General features: G+C 43.5%; 11 protein-coding genes. 6 read left to right on the plus strand and 5 right to left on the minus strand.

The features are described 5' to 3' along the window. Positions 1-114: 114 nt before the first annotated feature. The 3 genes from MHN09_RS19790 to MHN09_RS19800 are packed head-to-tail and all read right to left on the minus strand — an operon-like array spanning position 115 to position 6,691. Positions 115-2,277, minus strand: a complete 2,163-nt coding sequence (locus MHN09_RS19790; protein WP_080986410.1) for a prolyl oligopeptidase family serine peptidase — start codon at positions 2,275-2,277, stop codon at positions 115-117. Positions 2,278-2,324: 47 nt separating this feature from the next. Beyond that, the gene (locus MHN09_RS19795) at positions 2,325-5,459 is read right to left on the minus strand and encodes an efflux RND transporter permease subunit (protein ID WP_049587288.1); all 3,135 of its coding nucleotides are present in this window, start codon (positions 5,457-5,459) and stop codon (positions 2,325-2,327) included. Then, positions 5,456-6,691: an efflux RND transporter periplasmic adaptor subunit gene (locus MHN09_RS19800; protein WP_049587287.1), complete on the minus strand. Its 1,236-nt coding sequence runs from the start codon at positions 6,689-6,691 to the stop codon at positions 5,456-5,458. The genes MHN09_RS19795 and MHN09_RS19800 overlap by 4 nt, the downstream gene beginning before the upstream one ends. 380 nt (positions 6,692-7,071) lie before the next feature. Between MHN09_RS19800 and MHN09_RS19805 the strand changes: the two genes are divergently transcribed. Beyond that, positions 7,072-7,380, plus strand: coding sequence for an isoamylase early set domain-containing protein (locus MHN09_RS19805; RefSeq protein ID WP_014949733.1), 309 nt, complete (start codon positions 7,072-7,074; stop codon positions 7,378-7,380). 121 nt (positions 7,381-7,501) lie between these two features. Here MHN09_RS19805 and MHN09_RS19810 read toward each other — a convergent pair whose 3' ends face one another. Both MHN09_RS19810 and MHN09_RS19815 read right to left on the minus strand, forming a co-directional pair. Then, a complete protein-coding gene (locus tag MHN09_RS19810; protein WP_202943134.1) occupies positions 7,502-8,428 on the minus strand; it encodes an FAD-binding protein in 927 nt (308 codons plus the stop codon). Further along, positions 8,425-9,177 (minus strand): electron transfer flavoprotein subunit beta/FixA family protein, encoded by a 753-nt coding sequence (locus MHN09_RS19815; RefSeq protein ID WP_014949735.1) that lies wholly within the window; start codon positions 9,175-9,177, stop codon positions 8,425-8,427. The genes MHN09_RS19810 and MHN09_RS19815 overlap by 4 nt, the downstream gene beginning before the upstream one ends. A 371-nt stretch (positions 9,178-9,548) precedes the next feature. On the opposite strand from MHN09_RS19815, the gene MHN09_RS19820 reads away from it, so the two are divergent. The 5 genes from MHN09_RS19820 (at position 9,549) to fldA (ending at position 13,475) form a co-directional block, all read left to right on the plus strand. Further along, positions 9,549-11,198, plus strand: coding sequence for an electron transfer flavoprotein-ubiquinone oxidoreductase (locus MHN09_RS19820; protein ID WP_239241767.1), 1,650 nt, complete (start codon positions 9,549-9,551; stop codon positions 11,196-11,198). A 122-nt stretch (positions 11,199-11,320) separates the two neighbouring features. Further along, positions 11,321-11,719 (plus strand): H-NS family nucleoid-associated regulatory protein, encoded by a 399-nt coding sequence (locus MHN09_RS19825; RefSeq protein WP_014949737.1) that lies wholly within the window; start codon positions 11,321-11,323, stop codon positions 11,717-11,719. An 82-nt stretch (positions 11,720-11,801) separates the two neighbouring features. Then, positions 11,802-12,581, plus strand: a complete 780-nt coding sequence (locus tag MHN09_RS19830) for an alpha/beta fold hydrolase (RefSeq protein WP_014976740.1) — start codon at positions 11,802-11,804, stop codon at positions 12,579-12,581. Positions 12,582-12,705: 124 nt separating this feature from the next. After that, complete coding sequence (locus tag MHN09_RS19835) at positions 12,706-12,924, plus strand: DUF2788 domain-containing protein (protein WP_012519093.1); 219 nt, start codon at positions 12,706-12,708, stop codon at positions 12,922-12,924. A 26-nt stretch (positions 12,925-12,950) separates the two neighbouring features. Continuing rightward, positions 12,951-13,475 carry a flavodoxin FldA gene (gene fldA / locus MHN09_RS19840; RefSeq protein WP_014949739.1) on the plus strand — a complete coding sequence of 175 codons (525 nt, stop codon included), beginning with the start codon at positions 12,951-12,953 and terminating at the stop codon, positions 13,473-13,475. The last annotated feature ends 139 nt before the right edge of the window (positions 13,476-13,614 follow it).

Here is a 13,614-nt window from a genome sequence, read left to right on the forward strand (position 1 = left end):
CTTAGCATTAGATATGGAAACGCCTAACGCAGTGCATAATAGAAAAGGCCAGCTTCGAGAGCTGGCCTAATAACTGTCAACCTATATTAGGACGACACAAGCAGTATATATGCGCTAGTTGAGAGCGGACTCCAAAAAGGCCCACTGGTCGGCATACCCTTCTATTTGCATCCACGTTGGCGTACCCGCACCGTGACCAGCTCGAGTTTCAACACGAAGTAGAATTGGGTTATCGCAGCTTTGGTCAGCCTGTAGTTGAGCTGCAAATTTATAGCTATGCCACGGCACAACACGGTCATCGTGATCACCTGTAGTGACTAATGTAGCCGGGTAGCACGTGCCGGGCTTGGTGTTGTGAAGTGGCGAATAAGCATAAAGCGCTTCAAATTCGTCTTTGTTTTCACTTAACCCATAATCAGAGGACCATGCTCGCGCATTTGCACTAGGTGTGTGATAGCGAAGCATATCTAACACGCCAACTGCAGGTAAGGCAGCAGAAAAGAGATCCGGGCGCTGTGTTAAGGTCGCACCAACAAGCAAACCGCCATTCGAGCCACCTTGAATACCCATTTTCTCAGGCGTGGTGTAGCCACTTTCAACCAAATACTCACCCGCTGCGATAAAGTCATCAAATACGTTTTGCTTATCTAACTTAGTCCCAGCCTTGTGCCACTGTTGCCCATACTCACCACCACCACGTAAGTTAGCTATGGCCAGTACATTGCCCTGCTCTACCCATACCATGCGCGATACTGAATAGCGGGGCAGCAGTGAAATATTAAAACCACCATACCCGTACAGTAATGTTTTATTATTTCCATCTAGCTTCAAGCCTTTTTTATGCACAATAAACATGGGAACTTTTGTTCCATCTTTACTGGTGTAAAAAATTTGCTTTGTTTCGTAGTCATCATAATTAACACCTGTATCGATGGATTTAAATAATGATGACTCGCCGCTTTTTACGTCATACGCAAATACTTGGCCAGGGTTAGTGAACCCCGTAAGTTTATAGAACGTTGTATCGGCATTTTTGCTTCCGTAAAACCCGCTAACACTTCCAATATCATTAAACGCAATTTCATCTATTTTCTTGCCGTTTAAATCAAATACACTTACCTGCCCTTTTACATCTTTTAGATACTGAGCAAAAAGTTTTTCACCCAATAGCGAAACGCTCGACAAGGTATCAGATGTACTTTCAATTACGGTTTCCGTTGCTTTAACGCCACCATCGAAATCAACCTTAATAACCTTACCTCTAGGGGCATTTGCTGTAGATGTGAAAAATAACTCGTCGTCATGCTCGCCAATTAGGTCGTAACGGCCATCCCATTTGTCGAAAACCGGAACGAGCTCACTGTTATCATTTACCAGCGATTTAGCATAAACACCATTCGCCTGATATCCCTCGAACACAGAAATGAGCAGTGTTTTGCCATCTTGAACAACCGAAGGATAAGGGTTCCATGTAGGTTTATTGTCAAACGCAAAAACCTTTTTGTCTTCACTTTGCGCTGTACCTATTGCGTGAAAATAGATAGATACGGTTTGGCTATCATCATACTTACCAGCTTCATTTTGGGGGTAACGTGAATAGAAAAAGCCGCTTTCATCGGGCAACCACGCGATATTTGAAAACTTAATGCCTTTAATAGTGTCAGTTAAATCCGACTTCTTACTGGTGTCACGAACGTGAATAGTTTTCCAGTCTGTACCACCGTCAGAAAGCATGTAGGCCAAGAACGAGGCTTTAGGGCTTAGTTCAGTTGACGCCATAGACACTGTGCCATCTTCACTCAATGTATTTGGGTCAATCAGTACTTCAGGCTCACCGTTAACGCCGTCAGCCATATAAAGCACATATTGGTTTTGCAAGCCGTCGTTATAAGAATAAAACAGCTTGCCGTTTACCATATATGGCGTTGAGTATTTTTCGTAGTCCCACAGCGCTGTTAGACGTTCTTTGTATCTTTCTCTAGAGGGCAATTCAGCCAGGTAAGGACGAGCAAGGGTGTTTTGAGACTCAACCCAAGCACTTACCTCTTCGCTCTTTTCTTCTTCTAGCCAGCGGTATGGGTCGCTCACTACAGTGCCATGATAGTTGTCTTGCTGAGTCACAGTTTTGGTTTCTGGATAGTCGGACACTTTTGGCATGCCGCCACTTTGTGATTCACCTTGCACTGAACTAGTAGATTCGATATACGAGCTTGTACACGCCAAGGTTAAACCTGCTGATGCCGCTACTATGGCAGCGTATATTAGATTTTTCTTCATTTTTATTCCTTAAACGAAAAATGCCGGTTTCAACCGGCATTTTCTATTTAGCTTTCTGTCGTAACTTGCGTATGTTTTCGACCTTTAAACACGCTTTTAAGGTCATTTAAAATAAGGTACAGCGCTGGGACAAGCAGCAAGGTGATCACCGTGGCGAACAAAATACCGAAGGCCAATGAAATAGCCATTGGGATCACAACTTGAGCCTGTAAACTGCGCTCAAAAACAATTGGCATAAGCCCCATAAACGTTGTTAGTGAGGTGAGGATAATTGCTCTGAAACGCTGAGTACCTGCGCTAATAGCAGCATCCATTAGCGACATGCCTTCTTTGCGCGCACGGTTAACGAAATCCACCATGATCAAGCTGTCGTTAACTACAACCCCAGACAACGCAATTATGCCGCAGATAGAAAGTACGCTTACCGCCATACCTAATACCAAATGCCCCACAATGGCGCCTACGATACCAAAAGGTATAACCGACATAATGATGAAAGGCTGGCTGTACGATTTAAGCGGAATAGCAAGCAAGGTGTAAATGGCAAAGAGTGCAAATAAAAGCCCCTGCATTAGGCTGATCATAGCGTCAGCCTGCTCTTTCGAGTTACCTTGAAGCTGGAAGTCCACCTTGGGATACCGCGCTAATAGATCCGGCATCAGATTTTCAATCACATCATTGGTTACTTCTGACGGGTCAAGCAACGCTTTATCCACTGCACCAGTTACGGTTACCGAGCGTTTACCATCGACACGAATAATTGAATCAAAGCCCTGACCAACTGTAAATGTCGCCACCTGCTCAAACGGAATTTCTTGCCCATTTGGCGCGCGGATACGCATGTTTTCAAGATGCTCTATAGAGCTACGTTCCGTTTTCGGATAACGCACCATCACTTTGATTTCTTCATCGTCACGCTGGATACGCTGTACTTCCGCACCATAGAAACCAAAGCGAACCTGCTGACCTAAATCACGCAAAGAAATACCTAGCGCATCAGCCTGAGGTTTCAGTGCTAGCTGGATTTCTTCGCTTCCGCCTGAGAAGGTGTCGTTAATGTCGGTAACACCTTCGTATTTATCCAACGCTTCTTTAAGTTCATCACTTATCGAACGAAGGGCCTTAATATCGCTTGAGCTAAATTCAAAGCTCAGGTCTGAACCGCCACCAGGGCCACCCGGAGAGCTAATATTAAACGACTTAACACCTGGGATTTCTGGTAACTCTTGACGCCACATGTCTTGAATTTCAAAGTCTGTCAGCGTACGCGTTTCACCTTTGGTAAGCTCTGCGAAAATCTCTCCCCCAAGGTTGCCATTGTCAAAGGCAATGGCGTGCTTTATAACGTTTTCACCCGACTCTTCAGCTACTTTGTCGTCCATGCGGTGCATGGCCTCGCGAAGCGTAGTCAGTACATTATCACGCTGTTCAAGCGATGAGCCTGGCTCAAGCTCGAAACTTGCAATCATAAAATCGCTAGGAATATTCGGGAAAAATACAAAACGTACAATACCACCACCGAACAGGCCTACTGTGAGGATCAGCATAGCCATAAACACAGCAACCGTGGTGTAGCGATTTCGTACAGCTGTAGCCAAAAATGGCGCGTATTTATTGTTTATAAACGTCTTAATACCTTCGCTGAAGAAATCTCGGAACTTTTGAAATCTATTCGCCTTTTCAGGATCGTAAGGCTTAAGCTTCATGTGTACCAAGTGAGCCGGCAATATTAGTTTGGACTCAATGAGCGAGAAAATAAGGCACACGATAACCACCATACCGATGGTTTTCCAAATAATTCCAAACGGTCCAGATACCATCAGCATGGGCGAGAATGCGGCAATGGTTGTCAACACGCCAAATGTCGCTGGCATAGCGACCTTTTTGACGCCCGCTATCACGTTTTCAGTGCTATGGCCTTTTTTGTCTATTTCAGAATACGCCGATTCCCCCATGATAATGGCGTCGTCAACCACAATACCCAGCACAAGAATAAACGCGAACAGGCTAAGCATGTTGATAGACACACCAACCATATCTAGCGGCATAACTAACAAGGTGCCAAGAAAACAAACCGGCAAGCCCACAATGACCCAAAACGCGAGCTTAATTTTTAAAAACAAAGAAAGTACCAAGAAAACCAGCAGCGCGCCGAAGAACATGTTTTCCAGCATCATGTTGAGTCGGTCAGCTAAGTAGAACGAACTGTCGCCCCACGTATCAGCTGTAATATGCGCCGGAAATTCCGATTTCTGACTCTCAATATAGGTATTAACTTGCTCAGAGATTTCTAATGCGTTTTGATCACCTACCGCACGCACTCGCAAACTAACAGCGGGTTTATCGTCGAATAGCGCATATTGGTTATTTTCAATAAAACCATCGTTGATATACGCCACATCACCTAATGTCACGCGCGTGCCGTTACCGTTTGTTACTAATACAATCTGCGAGAAATCCCAACCAGTATAGGCTTGCCCTTTCGTTCTAAGCAGAATATCGCCATTTTCAGTGCGAATTGAGCCGCCGGGTAAGTCGACGCTGGTTTGACTTAAACGCGCAACGACATCGGCGAATGTAAGGTTGTATTTTTGCAAATCAACTTCCGAAAGCTCAACGGAAATCTCATAGTCCCTTGCCCCAACAACTTGAACACTTGAAATACCAGGTAGGTTAGCAATGTCGTCGCGCAAATCTTTGGCAAACTCTTTTAACTCCCGTTCAGACGCGTCACCGTAAACCGAGAGCCAAATTACGTCTTGTTGTATTTTTTGACGGTAAATAACGGGCTTTTCAGTGTCTGCGGGGAAGCTCGGAATAGCGTCAACTTGTACTTTTACTTCATCAAGTAAAGATTGAACATCATAGTCTTCTTCCACCTGAATACTTACCGTACCCATACCTTCAACTGCTGTGGAATTAAGCTGCTTAATACCCTCTAAGTCTTTAATTGACTCTTCAATTTTAAGCAGTACGCCCTCTTCTACTTCTTGTGGTGCGGCCCCCAAATACGGCACGCGAACATTAATAACGTCTATCTCGAAATTGGGAAATACTTGCTTCTGAATACTGAAGGCACCAAATAATCCGCCAACTACAAGCAACCACATCAGAAGGTTTGCAGCTACGCTGTTACGCGCGAACCAGGCAATAAGCCCTTTATTGGTATCAATACGGCTCATTCGCTATCACCTTCCGTGGACGTGCTCTCTACTTTATCGTTATCTTCGCTAGCATCCGATTCAGCGGCATCAGATAGCACTGGCTCATCACCTGGTAGACGAACTTTCATGCCATTATACGGGTTTGGTACGGCACTTCTCACTACCAGGCTTCCATGCTCAATACCAGAACGAATAAACACTTCTTTAGCGGTTGTGCGCGCAACCTCAACAGGCTTTATTTCAATCTCACGATTGTCGTTAACAGTCAGTACGGTATTGTCTAAACGTAAAATGCTACGAGGCAACACCACCAATTCTTCATTCTGACGAGACGTGATTTCTGCTTCTACAAACTGACCAAAACGAAGGGGGGCATTGTGTGAAGATTTCAGATTGTAAGGATCTTGTACTTCGACAATGGCATATACTACTCGGCTGCCTGTATCTAAAATACCTTCTGAACGCACCAGTTTACCTTCCCAAGTACGTTTCACACCGCCCACAGAGGCCGTTAACGAAACCGGAGCGCCGTCATTGGATTGTCCTGCAATATTGATAAACATTAAATCGCTGTCAGTAATAGGCAGCCTGACTTCTGCAGTATCGGTGGAGTACACTGTACCAAGTACTGCGCCCATTGATACAAACTGACCCAGGTCAATATTACGTTCAACCACGATGCCATTATAAGGGGCTGTAATTTGCGTTCTTGCCAAGTTGCGTTTTGCGCGCTCTAGTTTGGCTTCTGCAGCTTTAACGTTTGCTTGTTCTTTTGCCAGTTGCGGCTTACGTAAACCCAACTCAGGCGGTGCAACGCTACTTACCGATCGCCATTCTTGCTCTGCTACTTTGCCGCGAGCTATTTCTTCTTGAAGCGCTGCTTGCGCTTGAGCTAATTCAGCCTCTGCAAGCTTAAGATCCGTGCGATAATCATCTTGTTCAAGTGTTGCCAGCACATCCCCTTTTTTGAACGTACCGCCAGCTATAAATACATCAGACAAACTCACTACTTGGCCACTGACCTGCGCACTTAACGCAGTTTTATTTCGTGGAACAACGTTACCCTGAGATTTTACGATAAAGCTCACGGCCTCTGCTGTTGCTTCTTTCGCTTCAACCAAAAATGCAGGAATTTCCACGGGTACTTGCTCTGGTGGCTTACGTGATTTGATCATGACTGTCGCGGCGATAAACGCGACCAAAACTATGATTAGTGGAATGCCACTTTTCATCAAGATGGAGTTTTTCATTTACTATCCCTAGGAACGAAGGAAATCCACGCGAGTGAAACGGACGCAACGATGTATTGCACTTTCACATACCACCTGATAACCCACGAAAATCTATTATTATTGTTTCAACACTAGTGTACTGATTTGTGGTTATTGTGCCCACTTAAGATTGTTAAATTTTGTGTCAGTTAATTGTTTTTAAAATACACATAAAAATCAGCCGCCCTAATATAAAAAATTATCAAAAGAATACAAAGTAAGATTGATAATTATCAGATTTTCGTTGATTATTTAATCACTCATTGGTTATGAGTTAACCGGCGGTTGTTATTTGAGCTTAGTCTTTAATGCGAAGTAGCCTCGGGAATGATTTCGCTACGTTGAAGGGAAAACACATTATGAGTCTTAAGAAACAATACCTTAAATCAAAACCTCTGTGCAAAGTGACATTTCGACTAAATGCGGAAGCGGCGCAAGACGCCAAAGAAGCAGCGTTGTGTGGTGACTTTACTGACTGGAAATCACAGCCACTAACGATGAAGAAACTGAAAAGTGGAGACTTCACGTTAACGGTGGATTTAGAGAAGGATCACGAGTACCAGTTTCGCTATCTCATCGATGGTGAAAAATGGGAAAACGATTGGGAAGCAGATGCTTATATTCCCTCACCTGTGAGCATAGAAGACAACTCAGTGGTGCGCGTTTAAATTATTGTTCCATTAAAAAACATACCCGTAACTACTCTAGGTATTTTATAACAATTCCCTACAAAAAAGGCTGCGTATACGCAGCCTTTTGTCTTTATTTTGCTAAACCTTAAAATTCGATTTACAACGAATTTTCCAGCTCTGGAAGTACATCAAACAAGTCGCCTACTAACCCGTAGTCTGCAACCTGGAAAATTGGCGCTTCCTCATCTTTGTTGATAGCAACAATGACTTTAGAGTCTTTCATACCTGCAAGGTGTTGAATAGCGCCCGAGATACCTACCGCGATATAAAGCTGAGGCGCAACAATTTTACCTGTTTGACCTACCTGCATATCATTCGGAACGAACCCAGCATCTACTGCGGCGCGTGATGCACCAATAGCAGCACCTAGCTTGTCAGCAATGCCCTCAAGAAGCTTGAAGTTGTCACCGTTTTGCATACCACGGCCACCTGAAATTACCACTTCTGCTGCAGTTAATTCAGGTCGCTCAGACTCAGTCAGCTCTGCCGATACGAAATCAGACTTATCACTGCCTTTTACAACGTCCACTGCTGCAACTTCTGCGCTGCCGCCTGTTGAAGCTGCATCGAACGATGCGGCACGAACTGTAATTACCTTCTTCGCGTCAGATGATTGAACAGTAGCAATGGCATTTCCTGCATAGATTGGACGAACAAAGGTATCTTCGCTTTCTACGCCGATAATGTCAGAGATTTGCGCTACGTCTAATAATGCCGCTACGCGAGGCATGAAGTTCTTACCTGTCGTGGTTGCAGCAGCAACAACATGGCTATAGTCAGCAGCAAGTTCTACTACTAGATCAGCCGTATTCTCGGCAAGCTGATGCTTGTAAGCAGCATTGTCAGCAACAAGTACTTTTGCAACACCTTCAATTTGCGCCGCAGCTTCAGCTACTGCTTGGCAACCTTCACCTGCGACTAGCACGTGAATATCGCCACCCATTTTCTGCGCGGCATTCACAAGCTTATGCGTTTCAGTCTTTAAGCTTGCATTATCGTGTTCTGCATATACGAGTACGCTCATGAGATCACCTTTGCTTCATTTTTTAACTTGTCTACCAACTCAGCAACATCTGCCACTTTAATGCCACCCTCGCGCTGAGGCGGAGGCGTCACTTTTAGCACCTTAACGTTTGAGTCAAGTGAAACACCAAAATCCGCAGCCGCTTTAACGTCTAACGGTTTGCGTTTTGCTTTCATGATATTAGGAAGCGATGCATAGCGCGGCTCGTTCAAGCGAAGATCTGTAGTTACTACCGCTGGAAGCGAAAGTGCAACAGTTTGAAGACCGCCGTCAATTTCACGGGTTACATTTACTTTTTCGCCGTCAACAACGACTTCTGACGCAAAAGTCCCCTGCGGCATACCAGTAAGTGCTGCCAGCATCTGTCCCGTTTGGTTATTATCAGAGTCGATACTCTGCTTACCAAGAATAACAAGCTGTGGTTGCTCTTCTTCAACTACTTTAGATAACAGCTTCGCCACTTGAAGTGAATCAAGATTTTGGTCGGTATCGATTTGAATACCACGGTCAGCACCTAGGGCTAGTGCTGTACGTATTTGTTCTTGGCAGCTCTTATCACCAATTGAAACAACAACGATTTCAGTGGCCACACCTTTTTCTTTTAATCGAACGGCTTCTTCAACAGCAATTTCGCAAAAAGGGTTAATGGCCATTTTTGCGTTGGTAAGATCTACGCCAGACTCATCGGCCTTCACTCTTACCTTAACGTTGTAGTCGATCGCGCGTTTGACCGGTACGAGTATTTTCATATTTACCTCAATTGTTGAGTTCGTCGGTGTCTATTACGTTTCATTAATAATTAACTATTAATAATTAAAAACGTATTACTTCACCACGCTTTTTGAAACTTTAACAATGTGCTCTACGTTAAAAAAGAATCCGTGGAACGTACGTTTTTTAAAGGCTAGCCTTAAAACGCCGTTAACACCACGTTTACGAGCAGTTATAATACACTGCCAGTTAACGTTAACGTAAACTGCTTTGCAATGTACTTACTGTTGACGTAAACGTCAACCTGCATTACCTTGCAAAACGACAATTAATTTACATGTTTTTGACACAAAGCATTATTTGTTTCATCAATAGTGCATTATAAAAATACAAACATAAGGAGCCTCCCGTGGAACGAGAATCGATGGAGTTTGACGTAGTCATCGTCGGTGCCGGCCCAGCTGGATTATCAACGGCTTGTAAGCTTATGCAGCTTGCAAATGAAAAAGACCAAGAGCTAATGGTTTGTGTGGTCGAAAAAGGCTCCGAGGTAGGTGCACACATTCTTTCTGGTGCCGTGTTTGAGCCGCGCTCACTAAACGAACTTTTCCCTGATTGGAAAGAAAAAGGTGCACCTCTCAATACACCAGTAACTGAAGACCACATTTACCTACTTAATGATGAGACTTCAGCGAGAAAGTTACCTAACGCTATTACTCCGAAAACCATGCACAACGATGGCAACTATATTGTGTCTATGGGTAATGTGTGTCGCTGGTTGGCAGAACAAGCTGAACAACTAGGTGTTGAAGTATTCCCTGGCTTTGCGGCCTCTGAAGTCATTTACAATGAAGATGGCAGTGTTGGCGGTGTACTTACCGGCGACATGGGCGTGGGTGAAAACGGCGAACCTAAAGACGGCTACATGCCAGGTATGGAACTACGCGCTAAATACACAGTGTTTGCAGAAGGCTGTCGCGGTCACTTAGGAAAAGAGCTCATTTCGCACTTTAAGCTGGACGAAGACAGTTCACCGCAACATTATGCTATTGGCTTTAAAGAGATTTGGGATATAGACCCATCCAAGCACCAGCCAGGGCTTGTGGTTCACAGTGCAGGCTGGCCACTTGACGATGCAACAGGCGGTAGCTATTTATACCACGCTGAAGATAACCAAGTGTTCGTTGGCCTAATCGTAGACCTAAACTACGACAATCCATACCTAAGCCCATTTGATGAATTTCAACGCTTAAAGCACCACCCCGTATTTAAACAGTACCTTGAAGGCGGTAAACGTGTCTCTTATGGCGCAAGAGCTATCGCTAAAGGTGGGTTTAACTCGTTGCCTAAAATGACCTTCCCAGGTGGTTTGCTCGTCGGCTGTGAAGCCGGAACGCTAAACTTTGCCAAAATTAAAGGTAATCACACGGCCATGAAGTCGGGCATGCTTGCAGCAGAGAGTATTTTTGAAGCCATTTCAGAAAATGCTGAGGCACCAGTAAAAGAGTTAACAAGCTTTACAGAGAAATTTAAATCATCGTGGCTATACGACGAATTGTTCCGCTCTCGTAACTTTGGCCCCGCTATCCACAAACTCGGAAATTTCTGGGGTGGCGCATTTAACACGCTAGAGCAAAATATCTTTAATGGTAATTTGTTTTTCACCATGAAAGACGAACATAAAGACTACGCACAGCTTAAAGAAGCGAAAGATGCAAAAGAAATTTCATATCCTAAGCCAGATGGCGTGTTAAGCTTTGATAAATTGTCTTCTGTATTTTTATCTAATACAAATCACGAAGAAGACCAGCCTTGCCACTTAAAATTAAAAGACCCGTCTATTCCTTTGCAGGTTAATTTACCTAAATTTGCAGAGCCAGCACAGCGTTACTGCCCTGCCGGGGTATATGAAGTAATTGAAGAGGAAGGTGAAAAACGGTTCCAAATTAATGCACAAAACTGTGTTCACTGTAAAACCTGCGACATAAAAGACCCAAGTCAAAATATTAAATGGGTAGTTCCGGAAGGTGCCGGCGGACCAAATTACCCGAACATGTAATTTAAAGTATTAATTTGCTATTTAACGGATATTTTTAAAAAGCGAGCTTGGCTCGCTTTTTTTTTGTGCTACTTTTATTTATTATCCAATAGAAATTAAGTACAACGTATTAAGGTTAATTAATGAGCGATTTTTTAGATATTTTAACCCATGGAAGACGTTTACAAGGTGCTGTTAAGGAATTAAGCATTGAAGAACTTGAACAAGTTCAAGAAAAACTTAGCGGTATAATTGAGAAAAGAAAAGAAAAATTAGTAGAACAAGAAAAGCTTGAGAAAGAAAAATTAGAGAAGCTCGCTGCTATTAAAAAGCAAATGGAAGAAGCGGGTTTAAATGTTGAAGATCTACAGGCATTAAATGTAGAAACAAACAAAAAGGTTGGCAAAAAACGTCCGGTTAAATACAAGCTTGTTGATAGCAAGGGTGAAGAACACCTTTGGACAGGTATAGGACGCATGCCTCGTGTTTATAAAGAAGCGCTAGATAGCGGTAAGTCACTCGACGATTACGCCATTAATTAATTGAAATTGTGAATTAAACAAGGCCTGTTTTTACAGGCCTTGTTTTGTTTGAACAGCATGTTCAGAAACGGATAAGTATATTGTGAAGTTGAACTACAAACTTTCGGAATGCGCTTCTACCTCTCCCTGGCTGATTCTCATTCATGGACTATTTGGAAATGCCGATAATTTAGCCGGCATTAAGCGCCACTTTGAGTCTAATTACAACGTGATCAGCATTGATCTGCCTGACCACGGTGAATCCCCATGGACATCTTCATTTTCTGTCGACGATGCTGCAAATGGGGTGTTCGAGATTATGCAATCGCTTAATATTAGAGAAAGCGCGGTTTTAGGCCACTCATTAGGCGGCAAAGTAGCCATGAGATTAGCCTTAAACCACGGCGACGTTGTTTCTCACCTCATTGTCGCCGATATTGCACCAGTATCTTACGACCATAGCCATCAAACCGTATTTGATGGACTCAAGGCCGTTCCCTTAGATGCAATTCAAAGTAGAAAAGATGCTGAAAAAGAAATGGCTAAACATGTGAAAGAGCCAGGCGTTCGACAATTCTTATTGAAGAGCCTATATCAAGATGAAAATGGCGATTGGAAATGGCGTTTTAATGTCGATGGATTAATTGCCAGTTATTCACACATTATTGATTGGGAACAAACAAATCAAACATTTGATGGCGTAACCTTATTCATCAAGGGCAGTGAGTCTGATTATATTACGCCAGCCTATCGCGATGAAATAACGCGTTATTTTCCCAAGGCTAAAGCACATGTAATAGAAGGTACTGGCCACTGGTTACATGCAGAAAAGCCAGCGGTCTTTAACGCCGTTGTAGAAAGAACGCTCAATAAATCGTCTTAAAGAAGGGTTTTCATCATCATTTAAGATGAGAATGACTATTATTACCTATTTTTGAACGTTTTAGGCTCTTACAGGCGTATATACTGTGATATAGTTGCGCCAGATTTTTTTAAGTAACAACACTATGCTTGCAGAAAATTACGAACTCATTGAGTCCATCATGCTGTATGGCGGCTTATCTATCCTTTTTGGGTTGATGGGTTTTGCTGTACACGATGTACTGCGTAAGAACGATGTGCCACTTATTGGACGAGTGGTAACGTACGGTGTGCTAGGTTTAGGCGCATTAGGGTTTCTTGCGAAGGGCATTATTGAATGGTTTTGGCTAAGCACAGGCGTTTAATTAGTAACGATTAATAGAGGTTAGATATGGCAAGCGTTGGCCTATTTTTCGGAAGTGACACGGGTAATACCGAACATGTTGCGAAAATGATCCAGAAGGAATTGGGTAAACAGCTAATTGATGTTAAAGACATTGCCAAGAGCAGTAAAGAAGACATCGCTGAATTTGATTTGCTTATCTTTGGTATCCCTACGTGGTACTACGGTGAAGCGCAATGCGATTGGGATGATTTCTTTCCTGAACTAGAGCAAATTGACTTCAACGACAAGCTAGTTGCTATTTTTGGTTGTGGAGACCAGGAAGACTATGCAGAGTACTTCCTAGACGCGATGGGCATGGTACGTGACATCGTTGAAGCCAAAGGTGCGATTTTAGTAGGTCAATGGTCAACTGAAGGCTACGACTTTGAAGCGTCTAAAGGCATGGCTGACGACAATCACTTTGTTGGCTTGGGTATTGACGAAGACCGTCAACCAGAACTAACTGACTCGCGCGTTAAAGCGTGGTGCAAGCAAATTCACGATGAACTTTGCTTGGCAGAACTTGCTTAAGCACTGCTGCGAAAAAGAATACAAAAAACCGCTCTGATGAGCTAATGCCGATCAGTTAAGAATTTAATGATCGGTTGACCGATCTTTTTAAGGCTTCAAAATCCGGTATCAGGTAACTGATATCGGATTTTTTTATGGA

Source organism: Alteromonas sp. MmMcT2-5 (genome assembly GCF_022348315.1).
Classification (GTDB): domain Bacteria; phylum Pseudomonadota; class Gammaproteobacteria; order Enterobacterales; family Alteromonadaceae; genus Alteromonas; species Alteromonas macleodii.

Bases quoted from the DNA above. Each gene is read 5' to 3' on its own strand.
- MHN09_RS19795 (WP_049587288.1), bottom strand. From the start codon at position 5,459: ATGAGCCGTATTGATACCAATAAAGGGCTTATTGCCTGGTTCGCGCGT.
- MHN09_RS19790 (WP_080986410.1), bottom strand. From the start codon at position 2,277: ATGAAGAAAAATCTAATATACGCTGCCATAGTAGCGGCATCAGCAGGT.
- MHN09_RS19810 (WP_202943134.1), bottom strand. From the start codon at position 8,428: ATGAGCGTACTCGTATATGCAGAACACGATAATGCAAGCTTAAAGACT.
- MHN09_RS19825 (WP_014949737.1), top strand. From the start codon at position 11,321: ATGAGCGATTTTTTAGATATTTTAACCCATGGAAGACGTTTACAAGGT.
- MHN09_RS19800 (WP_049587287.1), bottom strand. From the start codon at position 6,691: ATGAAAAACTCCATCTTGATGAAAAGTGGCATTCCACTAATCATAGTT.
- MHN09_RS19805 (WP_014949733.1), top strand. From the start codon at position 7,072: ATGAGTCTTAAGAAACAATACCTTAAATCAAAACCTCTGTGCAAAGTG.
- MHN09_RS19835 (WP_012519093.1), top strand. From the start codon at position 12,706: ATGCTTGCAGAAAATTACGAACTCATTGAGTCCATCATGCTGTATGGC.
- MHN09_RS19815 (WP_014949735.1), bottom strand. From the start codon at position 9,177: ATGAAAATACTCGTACCGGTCAAACGCGCGATCGACTACAACGTTAAG.
- fldA (WP_014949739.1), top strand. From the start codon at position 12,951: ATGGCAAGCGTTGGCCTATTTTTCGGAAGTGACACGGGTAATACCGAA.